At 65.5% G+C, this 16,239-nt stretch carries 16 protein-coding genes and 1 riboswitch; of the genes, 12 read left to right on the top strand and 4 right to left on the bottom strand.

The window, feature by feature from the left end:
• Positions 1-10 precede the first annotated feature (10 nt).
• Genes QW861_RS21510 through QW861_RS21500 form a run of 3 tightly spaced genes read left to right on the top strand, consistent with a single transcriptional unit; the run spans position 11 to position 2,518 of the window.
• Positions 11-1,411, top strand: a complete 1,401-nt coding sequence (locus QW861_RS21510; RefSeq protein ID WP_315751190.1) for an AtzE family amidohydrolase — start codon at positions 11-13, stop codon at positions 1,409-1,411.
• Entirely contained in the window at positions 1,392-1,784 is a 393-nt protein-coding gene (hpxZ, locus tag QW861_RS21505) for an oxalurate catabolism protein HpxZ (RefSeq protein WP_315717110.1), read from the top strand. The genes QW861_RS21510 and hpxZ overlap by 20 nt, the downstream gene beginning before the upstream one ends.
• A 2-nt stretch (positions 1,785-1,786) precedes the next feature.
• The gene (locus QW861_RS21500; RefSeq protein WP_315751192.1) at positions 1,787-2,518 is read left to right on the top strand and encodes a GntR family transcriptional regulator; all 732 of its coding nucleotides are present in this window, start codon (positions 1,787-1,789) and stop codon (positions 2,516-2,518) included.
• A 112-nt stretch (positions 2,519-2,630) separates the two neighbouring features.
• Here the strand turns inward: QW861_RS21500 and atzF are convergent, their stop codons facing one another.
• The 3 genes from atzF to QW861_RS21485 all read right to left on the bottom strand — a co-directional run bounded on the left by atzF (position 2,631) and on the right by QW861_RS21485 (position 6,060).
• Positions 2,631-4,418 (bottom strand): allophanate hydrolase, encoded by a 1,788-nt coding sequence (gene atzF, locus QW861_RS21495; protein ID WP_315751193.1) that lies wholly within the window; start codon positions 4,416-4,418, stop codon positions 2,631-2,633.
• Positions 4,419-4,664: 246 nt separating this feature from the next.
• Positions 4,665-5,204, bottom strand: coding sequence for a DUF805 domain-containing protein (locus QW861_RS21490; protein ID WP_409998645.1), 540 nt, complete (start codon positions 5,202-5,204; stop codon positions 4,665-4,667).
• A 349-nt stretch (positions 5,205-5,553) separates the two neighbouring features.
• Positions 5,554-6,060 (bottom strand): MarR family winged helix-turn-helix transcriptional regulator, encoded by a 507-nt coding sequence (locus QW861_RS21485; protein ID WP_315751195.1) that lies wholly within the window; start codon positions 6,058-6,060, stop codon positions 5,554-5,556.
• Between the two features lie 77 nt (positions 6,061-6,137).
• Here QW861_RS21485 and QW861_RS21480 point away from each other — a divergent pair, with 77 nt between their 5' ends.
• From QW861_RS21480 to QW861_RS21445, 8 genes are all read left to right on the top strand, one after another.
• Positions 6,138-7,361, top strand: a complete 1,224-nt coding sequence (locus tag QW861_RS21480) for a cytochrome P450 (protein ID WP_315751196.1) — start codon at positions 6,138-6,140, stop codon at positions 7,359-7,361.
• 8 nt (positions 7,362-7,369) lie between these two features.
• Complete coding sequence (locus QW861_RS21475; protein ID WP_315717118.1) at positions 7,370-7,693, top strand: 2Fe-2S iron-sulfur cluster-binding protein; 324 nt, start codon at positions 7,370-7,372, stop codon at positions 7,691-7,693.
• 70 nt (positions 7,694-7,763) lie between these two features.
• Positions 7,764-8,984 (top strand): ABC transporter substrate-binding protein, encoded by a 1,221-nt coding sequence (locus QW861_RS21470; protein ID WP_315717119.1) that lies wholly within the window; start codon positions 7,764-7,766, stop codon positions 8,982-8,984.
• A gap of 418 nt (positions 8,985-9,402) precedes the next feature.
• Entirely contained in the window at positions 9,403-10,572 is a 1,170-nt protein-coding gene (locus QW861_RS21465) for an ABC transporter substrate-binding protein (RefSeq protein WP_315751197.1), read from the top strand.
• Positions 10,573-10,717: 145 nt separating this feature from the next.
• Complete coding sequence (locus QW861_RS21460; protein ID WP_315751198.1) at positions 10,718-11,635, top strand: branched-chain amino acid ABC transporter permease; 918 nt, start codon at positions 10,718-10,720, stop codon at positions 11,633-11,635.
• Positions 11,632-12,579 carry a branched-chain amino acid ABC transporter permease gene (locus tag QW861_RS21455; protein ID WP_315751199.1) on the top strand — a complete coding sequence of 316 codons (948 nt, stop codon included), beginning with the start codon at positions 11,632-11,634 and terminating at the stop codon, positions 12,577-12,579. Before QW861_RS21460 ends, QW861_RS21455 begins: the two co-directional genes overlap by 4 nt.
• Entirely contained in the window at positions 12,572-13,342 is a 771-nt protein-coding gene (locus QW861_RS21450; RefSeq protein WP_315751200.1) for an ABC transporter ATP-binding protein, read from the top strand. The genes QW861_RS21455 and QW861_RS21450 overlap by 8 nt, the downstream gene beginning before the upstream one ends.
• Before the next feature lie 16 nt (positions 13,343-13,358).
• Positions 13,359-14,063, top strand: coding sequence for an ABC transporter ATP-binding protein (locus QW861_RS21445; protein ID WP_315751202.1), 705 nt, complete (start codon positions 13,359-13,361; stop codon positions 14,061-14,063).
• Between the two features lie 343 nt (positions 14,064-14,406).
• Here QW861_RS21445 and QW861_RS21440 read toward each other — a convergent pair whose 3' ends face one another.
• A complete protein-coding gene (locus QW861_RS21440) occupies positions 14,407-14,742 on the bottom strand; it encodes a hypothetical protein (RefSeq protein ID WP_315751204.1) in 336 nt (111 codons plus the stop codon).
• Positions 14,743-14,963: 221 nt separating this feature from the next.
• Positions 14,964-15,065, top strand: a riboswitch (guanidine-I (ykkC/yxkD leader).
• A gap of 74 nt (positions 15,066-15,139) precedes the next feature.
• On the opposite strand from QW861_RS21440, the gene QW861_RS21435 reads away from it, so the two are divergent.
• Entirely contained in the window at positions 15,140-16,210 is a 1,071-nt protein-coding gene (locus QW861_RS21435; RefSeq protein ID WP_315717125.1) for a putative urea ABC transporter substrate-binding protein, read from the top strand.
• Positions 16,211-16,239: the final 29 nt, after the last annotated feature.

Raw genomic sequence — 16,239 nt, 5'->3', positions numbered from 1 at the left:
TTCTCCCGAGATGACCGCGAGCGCCGTCGCCGCCGCGGTCGCCACCGGCAAGCTCTCGGCCGTCGAGGCTACCGACGCCGCGCTGGCGCGGATTGTGGCCCGCGATGGCGTGCTCAACTCGTTCACGGATGTGACCGCCGAGCGGGCGCGTGCGAAGGCGCGTGCGGTGGATGCCGACATCGCGGCGGGCAAGCCCATCGGCCCGCTCGCCGGCGTGCCGTTCGCGGTGAAGAACCTGTTCGACGTCGCGGGGCTGCCGACCCGCGCCGGCTCCAAGATCAACCGTGATCGAGCGCCCGCGACGCGCGACGCGACGCTGATCGAGCGCATGGAGGCGGCCGGCGCCGTCCTCGTCGGTGCGCTCAACATGGGCGAATACGCCTACGACTTCACCGGCGAAAACGTGCACGACGGCCCGTCGCGCAATCCGCATGATCCGACGCGGATGAGCGGCGGCTCGTCGGGCGGCTCGGGCAGCGCCGTCGGCGGCGGCCTGGTGCCGATCGCGCTGGGCTCCGACACCAACGGCTCGATCCGTGTGCCGTCGTCGTTCTGCGGCATCTTCGGCCTCAAGCCGACCTATGGCCGGCTGTCGCGGGCGCGCTCGTTTCCGTTCGTCATGAGCCTGGATCATCTCGGTCCGTTCGCACGCTCGGTCGAGGATCTCGCGCTTGCCTACGACGTGATGCAGGGGCCCGATGCCGACGATGCCGCGTGCACCACGCGTGCGCCGGAGCCGGTCTCAGCTTCGCTGTCGCAAGGGCTCGATGGCCTGCGCATCGCCATTGCCGGCGGCCACTTTCAGAAGAACCTGTTTCCGGAGGCCGCCGAGGCGGTCAGCCGCGTGGCGACCGAGCTCAAGGCGACCGACGTCGTCGAGGTGCCCGAAGCCGCGCGTGCTCGCGCCGCGGCCTATGTCATCAGCACGACCGAAGGCGCCTCGCTGCATCTCGACCGCTTGCGCAAGCGGCCGCAGGATTTCGATCCGGCGGTGCGCGACCGGCTGATTGCGGGTGCGATGATTCCGGCACCGATGGTCGACCGCGCGCAGAAGTTTCGCCGCTGGTACCGCGCCCGGGTGCTGGAGCTGTTCAAGTCCGTCGACGTGCTGATCGCGCCCGCAACGCCCTGCGTTGCACCCAAGCTCGGGCAGGCGACCTTCATGCTCGACGGCGTCGAGCTGCCAGTGCGCGCCAATATCGGCATTCATACCCAGCCGATCTCGTTCATCGGGCTTCCCGTCGTCGCCGTCCCGATTCCGCTCGCGCCGATGCCCATCGGCGTGCAGATCATCGCGGCGCCCTGGTGCGAACATGTCGCATTGCGTGTGGCCCACGCCTTGCAACAGCTTGGCGTCGCCGCTGCGTCGGCCCCGCGAGGAGTTCTGGAGAATGGAAGTCGATCTGCCTGACGTCGTCGCGGAAGTCACCGCGCAGTTCCAGCGCTACGAACAGGCGCTGGTCGGCAACGACGTTGCCGTGCTCGACGAGCTGTTCAAGCAGGACTCCCGTACGCTGCGCTACGGCATCGGCGAGAACCTCTATGGCTACGGCGAGATCGCTGCATTTCGCGCCGCGCGCTCGCCGGCTGGACTGATGCGGCGGACCGCGCGCACCGTGATCACCACTTACGGCCGTGACGCCGCGGTCGCCTCGACGCTGTTCTATCGCGACACCGCGCCCGGCAAGGTCGGACGCCAGATGCAGACCTGGGTCCGGTTTCCTGAAGGCTGGAGAATCGTTGCTGCCCATGTCAGCATCATCGATGAAGCAAAGGGCGGCTAAGGATGAGCCTGGACGATCTACCGCCGCGAACGCGCCAGCGGTCCGCCCGCGACTTGGAGATCAAGCGCATCGACCGCGCGCCGCCTGCCGTCGCGAAAATCACGCGCGCCGAGGAGCTGCGCCTGCAGCTGGCCGATGAGATCGTGCGCGGCGCGCTGGCGCCGGGCGCGCCGCTGGACGAGACCGAGATCGCCAAGCGCTTCAACGTCTCGCGCACGCCGGTGCGCGAAGCGCTGCGTCAATTGGCGACTTCCGGGCTGATCGAGGCGCGTGCACATCGCGGCGCCGTGGTGGCGCGACCGTCTGCAGACCGCCTCACCGGCATGTTCGAGGCGATGGCCGAGCTCGAGGGCCTGTGCGCCGGTCTCGCGGCGCAGCGCATGACGCCGGTCGAGCGGCAGCGGCTGGAAGCCATCCACGAGGAGCTGCGCAATCTCAGCCACGCCGGCAACCCCGAGCGCTTCCACGAGGTGAACGAGCGCTTCCACAACGCGATCTATGCCGGCGCGCACAATGCCTACATCGCCGAGATCACCTTGGCGACGCGGGTGCGCGTGCAGCCGTTCCGCCGCGCCCAGTTCCGCAATCTCGGCCGCCTCGCCAAGTCGCATGCCGAGCACGACCGCGTCGTCGTGGCCATCCTGCGCGGCGACAAGGCCGGCGCGGCGAGTGCCATGAAGGCGCACATCGAGCTGGTGCGCGGCGAATACGAGATCTACGCGGTGTCGGTATAGCTAAGCTCGCCGTCTGCCGGGTTGCCGTCATTGCCCGCGCAGCAATCCAGAGGCCTGACCGCAGCTCTGGGATTGCTTCGCTGCGTTCGCAAATGACGAAGTCGCGACGCGATCAGCTCTTCTGCGCCATATACGCGCGCCAGCCGCCGAACTCCGAGATGTCGCGCGCGCCCTCGAGGGCGGCGGGCTCGACGAGGAAGCCCTTGGCGCTGCGGCCGTTGGCGAGCCGGATGGTGCCGATCGACAATGGCGGCGGGATGAGGTTGACGAATTTGCCGAAGCTCGCGGCCGACAGCGCCCAGAGCTCGACGGCCATTGCCGTACCCTGGCCGTCGTCGATCCGCAGCATGCCGGGCTTGGGCGGCGTGGTCGACAGCGCGTAGAGCTTGTAGTCAGGCGCGGTGGTCGTCGCCTCGAGCAGACGTCCGCCGAGGCTCGTCAGCTCGTGGTTCAATGCCATCCCTGAGAGATGCGCGCCGACGACGACGACGGCGATCTCGTCGCCATGCAGTGCCGGAGACACGGGAGCGAGCGGCGGCAGCGGGACCGGCTTGGCGCCGACCGGCAGCGCCGTGTCGGCATGGAAGGCGCGCCCGAGACTGGCGAGCGTCGCATCGCGGCCGGCTGGCGCCAGTAGGGTGATGCCGAACGGGACGCCGTCGCTGCGCATCGCAGCCGGCACCGCAAGCCCGCAGAGATCGAGCAGGTTGACGAAGTTGGTGTAGGTGCCGAGCCGGCTGTTGAGCTCGATCGGATTGGCGAGCACATCCGCGGTGGTGTAGGCGGTCGGCGCCGTCGGCAGCACCAGCGCGTCGATATCGGCGAAGGTACGCTCGGCCACCTTGCGCAGCGCCTGCAGACGATAAAGCGCGGCAAAGGTGTCGGCCGCGCTGCCGCGCGCGCCGCCGATGGTGATCTCGCGCGTCACGGGGTGGATCGCATCGGGATCGGAGGCGAGCAGGTCGCGGATCACGAGATAGCGCTCGGCGACCCAGGGGCCTTCATAGAGCAGCCGCGCGGTCTCGTAGAACGGCTCGAGGTCGAACGCGACGAGCTCGGCGCCGAGCTTGACGAAGCGCGCGGCGGCAGCGCTATAGGCGGCGTCCGCCGCCTTGTCGCCGAAGAAGATCAACTGCCCGGGGCGGGGAATGCCGAGCTTCACGCCCTCGGGAAATGCCGTCACGGCCCCAAGCGGCCGGTCGCGCGAGAACGGATCGAGCGGATCCGGCGCCGCCAGCACCGAGAGCGCCGCGACGGCGTCGTCGACCGTCAGCGAGAACACCGAAATGCAGTCGAGCGTGCGGCAGGCCGGCACCAGGCCGGAGGTCGAGATCATGCCGAGGCTCGGCTTCAGGCCGACGATGTTGTTGAGCATCGCCGGCACGCGGCCGGAGCCCGCAGTATCCGTCCCGAGTGCGAGCGGCACGAGACCCGCGGAGACGGCGACCGCCGAGCCCGAGCTCGATCCGCCCGGAACGAGATCGGCGCGCACCGGATTTTTCGGAATGCCATAGGGCGAGCGCACGCCGACGAGGCCGGTGGCGAACTGGTCGAGATTGGTCTTGCCGATGATGATCGCGCCGGCCGCACGCAGCCGCGCCACCGCGGTGGAATCGCGAGATGGCGTGTAGGCGAAGGCCGGGCAGGCAGCGGTGGTCGGCAGGCCCGCCACGTCGATATTGTCCTTCACCGCGACGGGCACGCCGTAGAGCGGCAGCGATCTGTCCCCGTCGGCGAGGGTTTCGGCCTCCGCGAGCGCGTCCTTCTCGCCGCGCAGGCTGATGAAGATGGCCGGGTCGTTGTGCGCGCGGATCCGGGCGTAGCAGCGCGCGATCGTGTTGCTTGGCGTTGTCAGGCCGGCGCGATGGGCGGCGACGATCTCGGCAATGGTCTCGGTCACGCGGCGCTCCGCGTCTCGTCCGAGCCCAAACTCTGGCCTGCCATTTCCTTGCGCCCCGCTTCGCCAATCCGGCTGCGAACGTAGCAAGCCATGTGCCATTGTGTACACGGCGAGGATGGGAGCCTGACAAGGAAAAATCTTGAGAGTCAGTGGGTTGCTGTGCCGTCCGACAGGCCGTCGGGCGTTCGGACGGGGTTGCCGAAGGCAATTTGCCTAATTGGTGAGCAGGTCGGGCGCCGCAGCCGCCTAGTACCCGCGCCGCTCGGCATCCCCGCCCGTGATGCGCGCAAGTCGTGCCTCGGTCGCCGAGCCGGCGCCACGGGCTGTCCGGAACGATGCATACGTCGGGCGGCTCACCGTGGCTCCCGACGACGGCGCGTCGTCAGCCCCGCTGGGGAAGAACAGCAGCGCAACGCTGAGGCCGAGATTGACCAGGGCGCCCACCCACGTGCCATGGTGCGATGATGTCGCCGCGTATTCGGGAAATCGGCCGGCGATCACGTAGTCCAGCACCATGACGGCGATCCAGGCCGGGATCACACAGACCGGGTCCCAGCCGATGTCGCGAAAGCGCATCGCCTGCAGCATCAGGTTCGCCACCAGGCACAGACCGATCAGCACCACGATCGGCAGGCTCACCGTCAGCTCCGACGTCTGCGGGGCGAGGGCGGCAAGACCGACGGCCACAACCACGATCAGGACCACCGAAACCAGCGCAAGACCGAGCGAGGCGAGAAAATATTGCAGACGGCCGAGACGCGCATTGAAACCGAAAATGAACCCCAACATCCGCCTCTCCCCGCAGGCCGCGCCGCAATCGGGAGCGCAGCCGACACGGCATATCAGGGCGAAATTGCCGCGCGCCTTCGCCGATAGTTAGAATTTGAAGGATCGAGTGCGACGGCGCTTTCGCGCTGCGGGATCTCATGCGGTCGAAAATATATCGTTGCTAAAGCAACTAATCTGTGGAACGATCGACCCGATCAGCAATGGAGGCGCGGGATGATCCGCGTCTCGAAGAAGGGACGGGAACGTCATGCGCAGCCTGCTCGCCGCAGGCGCGGCCGCTTGCGCGCGCGCCAACAGATTGCCGCAGCGGACGGGTCAGCCGTTCGGCGGCTCCTGCCGGAGTGGCTCAGCTCGCGCCCGTGACGGCGTCGAGATTGTCGTGGATTCGGCGCAGCAGGGTGATCAGGACTTCCCGCTCATCCTTGTCGAGACAGGCGAGCAGACGCCGCTCGCGCTCCAGCGCGGCGATGATGACCTTGTCGTGCGTCGCGCGGCCCTTGGCCGTCAGCGAAATCGAATGGCTGCGGCCGTCCTCCGGGTCGTCGCGGATCGCGATCAGGCCGCGGCTCTTCATCAGCGCCAGGGTGCGGCTGACCGGCCCCTTGTCGAAGCCGATCACGCTGCAGATGCGCGAGGCCGGGATGCCCGGCTCGATCGCCAGCAGCGACATGATCCGCCATTCGGTGACGTTGACGCCGAAATTGCGCTGATAGAACGCGGTGGCGCTGTTCGACAGCTTGTTGGCGATGAAGGTGATGAAGGCCGGCACATAGCGGTCGAGATCGAGCGTGAGGCCGTGCCCCTCAGCTTCGCGCGGCTGCGCCTTGCGCGGCGTCCCGGATTTCTCGCTCATGATCCCCAGCGTCCATGCATCGCCACTCATACGGATACGAAAAGCCGCATGACAAGGCCAAACTTCGGGAGCTCCGCATGAACCCAACAGGTCTTTCCCCCGCTGCCGGTATGGCGCCGCTCATCCCGCACCTCGCCATCGACCCGTTCTCATATGAATTCTTCGACGATCCCTATCCAGCGCATCAGGAGATGCGCGAGGCCGGCCCCGTCATCCATCTGGACGCGTGGAACGTCTACGGCGTCGCCCGCTACGCCGAGGTCTATGCCGTCCTCAACGATCCCCAGACGTTCTGCTCCAGCCGCGGCGTGGGCTTGAGCGACTTCGCCAAGGAGAAGCCGTGGCGGCCGCCGAGCCTGATCCTCGAGGCGGATCCGCCGGCGCATACGCGCACCCGCGCCGTGCTGAGCAAGGTGCTGTCGCCGGCCGTCATGAAGCGGCTGCGCGACGGCTTCATGGCGGCGGCCGAGGCCAAGATCGACGAGCTTGTAGGCCGGGGCTCGTTCGATGCCATCCCCGATCTCGCCGAGGCCTATCCGCTGTCGGTGTTTCCCGATGCGCTCGGGCTGAAGCCGGAGGGGCGCGAGCATCTCATTCCCTATGCGAGCCTGGTGTTCAACGCGTTCGGTCCGCCGAATGAGCTGCGCCAGCAGGCGATCGAGCGCTCGGCGCCACACCAGGCCTATGTCACGGAGCAGTGCCAGCGCGACAATCTCACGCCCGGCGGCTTCGGTTCCTGCATCCACGCCTTCAGCGACAGCGGCGAGATCACGCCGGCCGAGGCGCCGTTGCTGGTGCGCTCGCTGCTGTCGGCCGGCCTCGACACCACCGTCTACGGCATCGGCGCCGCGGTGTATTGCCTGGCGCGCTTCCCCGATCAATGGGCGCGGCTGCGCGCCGATCCGTCGCTGGCGCGCAACGCGTTCGAGGAGGCCGTGCGGTTCGAAAGCCCGGTGCAGACCTTCTTCCGAACCACCACGCGTGACGTCGAACTCGGCGGCGTCACGATTCCCGAGGGCGAGAAGGTGCTGATGTTCTTAGGTAGCGCCAATCGCGACCCGCGCCGCTGGGAGCAGCCGGACAGCTACGACATCACCCGAAAAGTATCCGGCCATGTCGGCTTCGGCTCGGGCATCCACATGTGCGTCGGCCAGCTCGTCGCGCGGCTCGAAGGCGAGGCGGTGCTGACGGCGCTCGCCCGCAAGGTCGGGAGCGTCACGATGAGCGGCGAGCCGAAGCGCCGCTACAACAACACGCTGCGCGGGCTGGAGAGCCTGCCGGTCACCTTTACTCCAGCCTGAGCTGTACCATGACCACGATCACCTTCATCCATCCCGACAACCGCAGCGAAAGCGTGGAGGCCGAGGACGGCGCCAGCGTCATGCTGGCGGCGCTGACCCACGGCATCGACGGTATCGTCGCCGAATGCGGCGGCAACGCCGTCTGCGCCACCTGCCACGTCTATGTCGACGACGCCTGGACCGGGAAGCTCGATCCCGTGTCCGACGATGAGGATGCGCTGCTGGACGGCACCGCAGCCGAACGGCGGCCGAACAGCCGGCTGTCCTGCCAGATCAAGGTGCAGCCGGCGCTGGCCGGACTGGTGGTGCGCATTCCGGATCGGCAGAGCTGATTTCGCAACTGGAGACGACCTCCAGCCGCAACGACAACAATCAAACAAGCAACACACGGGGAAGGACATCATGAAGCAGCTGAATTCGTGCGCGCTGGCGCTGGTCGCAATAGTCTGCCTTGCAGGCGCGGCGCGGGCCGGCGAGATCTCGGACAATGTCGTACGCGTCGGCGTGCTCAACGACATCTCCGGCATCTTCCAGGACACCAACGGCATGGGCTCGGTCGAGGCCGCGCGCATGGCGGCGGAGGATTTCAACGGCGGCGGTAAAGGCATCAAGGTCGAGATCGTCTATGCCGATCACCAGAACAAGGCCGATGTCGGCTCGGCGATCACGCGCAAATGGCTCGATGTCGACAAGGTCGATGCCGTCGTCGACGTGCCCAACTCGGCCGTGGGCCTCACCGTCAACGAGCTCTTGCGCAACAGCCGGATGACGTTCCTGGCGTCGTCGACCGCGAGCTCCGATCTCACCGGCAAGGCCTGCTCGCCGAACACCATCCAGTGGGTCAACGACGCCTGGGCGACCGGCAACACCACGGCGGCTGCGATGATGGGCCGCGGCGGCAAGGACTGGTACTTCATCACGGTCAACTATGCGCTCGGCCAGGGCATCGAGGCGGAGGCCACCAACTACATCGAGAAGCACGGCGGCAAGGTGCTGGGCTCGGCGAAGCATCCGCTCGGCACGACGGACTTCGCCTCGTTCCTGCTTCAGGCGCAGGGCTCGAAGGCCAAGGTGATCGGCCTGGCGAATGCCGGCGGCGACACCATCAATGCGGTCAAGCAGGCGTCCGAGTTCGGCATCCAGCAGGGCGGCCAGTCGCTGGTCGCGTTCCTGCTGTTCATCAACGACATCCATGGCATGGGCCTGAAGGCGGCGCAGGGCCTGCAACTGCTCGAGGCCTTCTACTGGGACATGGACGACGACACCCGCGCCTTCGCCAAGCGCTTCGCAGCGCGCCCCGGCATGAACGGCAAGATGCCGAGCGGCAACCAGGCGGGCGTCTATGCCTCGACGCTTGCCTATCTCAACGCGGTCGCTGCCACCGGCAGCGATGATGCCAAGGACGTCGTGCCGCAGATGAAGACGGTGAAGGGCAAGGACAAGCTATTCGGCGATGTGACGATCCGGGCCGACGGCCGCGTCGTGCACCCGATGTATCTGTTCGAGGTGAAGAAGCCGGAGGAGTCGAAATATCCGTACGACTACTATCGTCTGGTCTCGACGATTCCGGCCGAGCAGGCGTTCCGCCCGATCGCCGATGGCGGGTGTGCGCTGGTGAAGTGATGCGTTCGTGGGGTAGCGAGCAAGTGATATCCACGAGTGACATCTAGAAGTAGATGCCGCGAGAGCCGCTGCTCTTCAGTTGCTCCGTCATGCCCGGGCTTGTCCCGGGCATCCACGTCGAGCGGCGACTATCGAGCCGCGTGGATGGCCGGGACAGGCCGGCCATGACGGCGCGGGGAAGGCGACTTCCTCTCATGACCTTCTTCCCGACCCTGCCGTCTGCTGTGCTGCAGTATCCTTAACACGCACTATAGTTCTTGCCTTTGCCCGTTTCCGGGAATTATGGTGCATGGATCGATGGCGCGTAGGATCAGCACCGCGCGACGAATGCTGCGGCGAAACGCCGCCGCTGGTCGTGCTGCTGCGTGGCGGCGACAAAACAACGATAAGAACGATTTGTTTGAGGGGAGGGAAGACCATGAAGAGCTTCTGGCTGGCGAGCGCCGCAGCGCTGCTGTTTTCGAGCACCGCCTTTGCCGGCGACACCATCAAGATCGGCTTCGTCTCGACGTTCAGCGGTCCGACCGCCGTGATCGGCAACGACATGCGCAACTCGTTCGAGCTCGCGCTCGACCATCTCGGCCGCAAGATCGACGGCAAGCCGGTCGAGGTGATCTACGAGGACGACCAGCAGAAGCCTGACGTCGGCAAGCAGAAGACCGAGAAGCTGGTGCAGTCCGACAAGGTCGATTTCATCGTCGGCTACATCTGGTCGAACGTGCTGCTGGCCTCGCTCAAGACCGCGGTGGATTCCCAGACCTTTCTGATCTCGGCCAATGCCGGCCCGTCGCAGCTCGCCGGCGAATTGTGCTCTCCCTACGTGTTCTCGACATCCTGGCAGAACGACCAGACGCCCGCAGCGATGGGCCTCTACATGAACCAGAAGGGCGTCAAGTCGGTGTTCCTGATCGGGCCGAACTATGCGGCCGGCAAGGACATGCTGGCCGGCGTCAAGAGCACCTTCAGGGGCCAGGTCGTCGGCGAGGAATACACGGTGTGGCCGAGCCAGCTCGACTTCTCCGCCGAGCTCTCCAAGGCGCGCGCCTCGGGCGCCGAATCCATCTTCGTGTTCTATCCCGGCGCGGCCGGCGTGCAATTCCTCAATCAATATTCGCAGGCCGGCCTCAAGGAGAAGATGCCGCTCTACACCGCCTTCACCGTCGACGAATTGTCGCTGCCGCTGCAGAAGGACAATGCGATCGGCGTGCCCGGCGCCCAGGAATGGGTCAACGACCTGCCCAACGAGCAGAACAAGAAGTTCGTCGCCGACTACCGCAAGAAATACACCGGCCTGCGTCCGACCTATTACGGCGCCCAGGCCTACGATGCGGCCCAGCTGATCAACAGCGCCGTGGTTGCGGTCAAGGGCGACACGTCCAAGAAGGACGCGATGAAGGCCGAGATGGAGAAGGCCAACTTCAAGTCGCTGCGCGGCTCCTTCAAGTTCGGCAACAATCACATCCCGATCCAGAACTTCTACCTGCAGGACGTGGTCAAGGACACCGAGGGCCAGCTCTCGCTGAAGACGGTCGCCACCATCGTCGAGAACGACCAGGACCGCTTCCACGACAAGTGCCCGATGAAGTGAGCGAAAAGAATTCCGAGCCAGAGGACGAAACAGGCCTGGAATTTGCTTGAAGCTTAAAACATCTCCGGCCTAAGATCGGGACGGACATGGCGGCAGCGCCTGGAACGGGTTCTGCCGCCGTCTTTTTGAGCGTGAAGTGAGGGGCATGCTTCTCGTCGTCGAACAATTCCTGAACGGGCTGCAGTTTGGACTGCTGCTGTTCCTGCTGGCCGCCGGCCTGACGCTGGTGTTCGGCATCATGGACTTCGTGAACCTGGCCCACGGCTCGCTCTACATGATGGGCGCCTATTTCGCGGCGACCTTCGTGGCCTGGACCGGCAACTTCGTGCTCGGCGCCGTCATGGCACTGGGAGCCACGCTTCTGCTCGGTATCGTGCTCGAATTCACGGCACTGCGCCATCTCTATGGGCGCGATCACCTTGATCACGTGCTCGCGACGTTCGGCCTGATCCTGTTCTTCAACGAGGCCGTCCGGCTGATCTGGGGCCCGGCGGGACTGGCGCTGCCGCTGCCGTCCTGGCTCGCCTTCCCGGTCACGATCCTGCCCGGCATCCAATATCCCGCCTATCGGCTCGCGATCATCGTCGTGGCGCTGCTGGTGGCGCTGCTGCTCTATCTCGGCGTGATGCGGACGCGGATCGGCATGCTGATCCGGGCCGGCGCCTCCAACCGCGAGATGATCGGTGCGCTCGGCATCAACATCAAGCTGCTCTATACGCTGGTGTTCGGCCTCGGCGCCGCGCTCGCCGGCCTGGCCGGGCTGATGCAGGCGCCGATCCTCACGGTGCAGATCGGCATGGGCGAGAACATCCTGATCCTCGCCTTCGTCGTCATCGTGATCGGCGGCATTGGTTCGATCCGCGGCGCCTTTATCGCGGCGATCATGATCGGCCTGATCGATACCATGGGCCGCGCCTTCCTGCCCAATCTGCTGCGCCAGGTGCTGAACTCGGCAGCAGCTTCCACTGCGGCGCCGGCGATGTCGTCGATGCTGATCTACCTCCTGATGGCGATCGTGCTGGTGGCGCGGCCTGAAGGTCTGTTTCCGGCCAACCGCAGATGAAATCCTCGCTCAACGTTTCGACCATCGTGGCCATCATCGTCGTGGCCGGCCTGGTGCTGCTGCCGGTCTATTCGAACCTCTCCGGCAACATCTTCATCCTCACGCTGTTCACCCGCATCGTGATCCTGGCGCTGGCGGCCGTCAGCCTCAACCTGATCATGGGCTACGGCGGCATGATGAGCTTCGGCCATGCCGCCTATCTCGGCATCGGCGGCTACGCCGTCGGCATCCTGGCGCAGGAGGGCATCGGCTCCGGCTATGCCCAGTTCGCGGTCGCCATCGCGATTTCGGCGCTCTATGCGCTGGTCATAGGCGCGCTCTCCTTGCGTACCCGCGGCGTCTATTTCATCATGATCACGCTGGCCTTTGCGCAAATGGCCTACTACGTCGCGTCCGGCCTCGCCCGTTACGGCGGGGATGACGGGCTCACCGTCTACAAGCGCAGCGATTTCGGCGGCCTGATCAATCTCGGCAACCGCGTGCAGTTCTATTATCTCTGCCTGTTCTGCCTGCTTGCCGTCGTGGTCCTGATCTGGCGGATCGTCAATTCGCGCTTCGGCCTCGTGCTGCAGGGCCTGCGCTCCAACGAGCAGCGCATGCAGGCGATCGGCTTCCCGTCGAAGCGCTACAAGCTGGCGTGCTTCGTCATCGCCGGCATGCTCTGTGGCCTGTCCGGCGCGCTGCTTGCCAACAACACCGATTTCGTCAGCCCTGCCGTGATGTACTGGACCCGCTCCGGCGACCTCATGGTGATGGTCATCCTCGGCGGCATGGGCACCCTGATGGGGCCGGTCGTCGGCTCGGTCGTGTTCCTGGTGCTGGAAGAGGTGCTGTCGCAGATCACCGAATATTGGGCGCTGATCATGGGGCCGCTGCTGCTCCTGATCGTGCTGTTCGGCCGCGGCGGCATCATGGGCATGCTCGGGAGGTTGAACCGTGGCTGAACCTCTGCTTCGCGTCGACAATCTCGTGCGCCGGTTCGGCGGCATCGTCGCGACTGATCACGTCTGTCTCGACGTTGCCAAGGGCGAGATCCACGCCATCATCGGGCCGAACGGCGCCGGCAAGACCACGCTGATCAGCCAGCTCACCGGCCACCTGGCGCCGCATGCGGGGCGCATTTTCCTAGGGGGCCGCGACATCTCGCATTTCCCCGCCTATAAGCGCAGCGCGCTGGGGCTGGCGCGTTCGTTCCAGATCACCTCGCTGCTGACCGACTTCACCGCGGCCGACAATGTCGCGCTTGCGGCGCAAGCCCATGACGGCAGGCACTCGTTCCGTTTCTTCGCCGCCGCGCGCAAGGACAAGCCGCTGCGTGCCGCCGCGCAGGCCGCGCTGGAGCGCGTCGGTCTCGGCCATCGCGCCGACGTGCTGGTGTCGAAGCTCAGCCATGGCGAGCAGCGCGAGCTGGAGCTCGCCGTCGCGCTCGCGACCAAGCCGCAGCTCCTGCTGCTCGACGAGCCGATGGCCGGCCTGGGGGTGACCGAGTCGCAGCGCATGGTGAAGCTGCTGAACGAGCTGCGCAAGGAAGTGTCGATCGTGCTGGTCGAGCATGACATGGAGGCGGTGTTCGCGCTCGCCGACCGCATCTCGGTCCTCGTCTATGGCCGCATCATCGCCTCGGGCAGACCGGACGAGATCCGGCAGAACGAGGAGGTCAAGCGCGCCTATCTCGGCGATCAGCATGTGGTGGTCGGCCATGGTTGATCTGGGGACAAGCGCCATGCTGCTCGAGGTCGACGGCATCGAGACCTGTTACGGCCTGAGCCAGGTCTTGTTCGGCCTGTCGTTGGCGATCCGCCCCGGCGAGATGGTCTCGCTGATGGGCCGCAACGGCATGGGCAAGACCACCACGATCCGCTCGATCATGGGTCTGACCCAGGCGCGCGCCGGCCTGATCCGCTTCAGCGGTCAGGAGACACGAAAGCTGCCGTCCTACAGGATCGCTCAGCTCGGCATCGGCCTCGTGCCGGAGGGACGGCAGATCTTTCCGAATCTGACCGTCACCGAGAATCTCGTGGCGGCCTCGGCCAACCGGCTCGGCGCGTCCGATCCCTGGACGCTCGACAAGATCCACGCCTTGTTTCCGCGGCTCGCCGAACGCGGCAGCAACATGGGCAACCAGCTCTCCGGCGGCGAGCAGCAGATGCTGGCGATCGGCCGGGCGCTGATGACCAACCCGAAACTCCTCATTCTCGACGAGGCGACCGAGGGTCTGGCGCCGTTGATCCGAGAGGAGATCTGGAACTGCCTGTCGCTGCTGAAATCGCGCGGGCAGTCGATCCTGGTGATCGACAAGAATGTCGAGCATCTGACCCGCATCTGCGATCGCCACTACATCATCGAGCGTGGCCGCACCGTGTGGCATGGCACGTCGGAGCAACTGATGGCCGAGCCGGAGCTGCAGCACCGCTATCTGGGTATTTGAGGGCGGCGCGCTGCCGGCTATTCCGACGTGGAAGCGGATTGACTCAAATCAAGATCGCGTCGGGCGTCGGGCGTAGATTTTGCTAGCTGCCCCGACATGCGCTGATTTTTCGCATTGAGGCGCGGCTTGGACGGGACTATTTTTCCAGGGTAGTAGTTTGTTTTTCCTTTTATCAGAGGTTGAACAAATGCGTGCACCTCGTATCCGAATCGAATCACCGCAGAAAGCCGTGGCCGGCCTGCGCGGCTTCTGGTCTGTTCATTCCGACCTTGAGACGGGGCTGTGTCTCGCCTTCATGCTGATCGTCGGAGTCATCGTGAAAATGACACCGCCACTCTAGACCTCAGCGACGGAACGGGATGTACTTCTGGTACTCCTTCGGCACCCGGCTGCGATAGCGCGACGGCACCGTGCCGCTGCGCAGGGAGTCCTCGACTTCCTTGCGCGTGCTGGTCCTCGTCCGCTTCTTCTTCGGCGCGGCCGCCTCGCTGGCCGGCTTGGCGTCGCTAGGTTTCTCGGCCGAGGCGGCTGGTGCCGGAGTGGCTGTCGGGATGGGGCTCGCGGCGGGAGCAGGTTGCGCCGGCGTATCGGGAGCGGGCGCGCTCTGCGCGAAGGCTGCCTCGGCGGCGAGGCTGAGAGCCAGAATGGTTGCTAATGTGATCCCGGAAGACCTGATCATATCAACGAGACTCCAAGCCACTGCGACTGACGGGCCTGCCTGATGATGTCGCCCCCCGTGCACCGGACGGTTCATGCTGTCGTTGCATGGCCGGCGTCGGCTGACGCGCCACCTCGCCCAAGAAGAATTCTGAGTGCCGAATTTTTGAGCACAGCGTGCCGCTGGTTCCGTTGAATCGCAAGCATTTTTCCCTGGCACGCGGATTGCTCCCCTCGTTGCTCAGAGTTGGCAGCTAGGGTTCCGGTTCTCCATCGAGAATGCTGGTCCGAGAGCAGCCGCCAGGGGAGAGCCCTGGTGCACGGCGGGATAAAAACCCGGGAGACCTCAGTGGCCGCGCTTGGCAGGCACGAGGTTCTTCATGCCAGTCCGCGGTCAGAAAACCGATGAGGGACTGGACATGGGAAAAGCGCGAAATCTGTTTGTTGCACTGCTCGCTGCATCGACGCTGGCGACCGCATCGCTGTCATCCGCGTCAGCTGAGAAGAAGAAGGAATTCAACATCGCCTGGACGATCTATGTCGGCTGGATGCCGTGGCCCTATGCGGCCGAGTCCGGCATCGTCAAGAAGTGGGCGGACAAATACGGCATCTCGATCAAGATCACGCAGATCAACGACTACGTCGAGTCGATCAACCAGTACACCGCCGGCAAGTTCGACGGCGTCACCGTCACCAACATGGATGCGCTGACCATCCCCGCTGCCGGCGGCGTCGACACGTCGGCCATCATCATGGGCGACTACTCCAACGGCAATGACGGTGTCGTGCTGAAGAAGGGCAAGACCATGGCCGACATCAAGGGCCAGAAGGTCAACCTCGTCGAGCTCTCGGTGTCGCACTATCTGCTGGCGCGCGGCCTCGAGACCGCGAAACTGTCCGAGAAGAACATCAAGACCGTCAACACCTCCGACGCCGACATCGTCGCCGCCGCGAAGTCGCCGGACACGACGGCCGTGGTGACCTGGAATCCGCAACTACTGGAGGTGAAGGCCGAGCCGGGGGCAACGCTGGTGTTCGATTCCAGCAAGATCCCCGGCGAGATCGAGGATCTCCTGGTCGTCAACAGCGCGACGCTCAAGGACAATCCGGAGCTCGGCAAGGCGCTGGTCGGCATCTGGTACGAGACCATCGCGCTGATGAAGGACCAGAGCGAGAAGGGCAAGGCCGCGCGCGAGGCGATGGCCAAGCTGTCGGGCACCGATCTCGCCGGCTTCGAGACCCAGCTCAAGACGACGTTCATGTACTACGAGCCGAAGGACGCGCTCGCCTTCGTGACCGGACCGGAATTGCCCAAGATCATGGATCTCGTGCGCACCTTCTGCTTCGATCACAACCTGCTTGGCGAGAACGTGAAGTCGAAGGACGCGGTCGGCATCTCCACGCCGACGAAGGCGCTGGGCGCGGCCAGCAATGTCAAGCTGCGCTTCGATCCGACCTTCATGAAGATGGCGGCCGAAGGGAAGCTCTGATCCGCTTCCTGGACCGCCGCCGGTGCCAC

This window comes from Bradyrhizobium sp. SZCCHNRI1029 (assembly GCF_032487555.1).
Taxonomy (GTDB): Bacteria; Pseudomonadota; Alphaproteobacteria; order Rhizobiales; family Xanthobacteraceae; genus Bradyrhizobium.
This window is presented reverse-complemented; position numbering and strand designations above follow the sequence as displayed.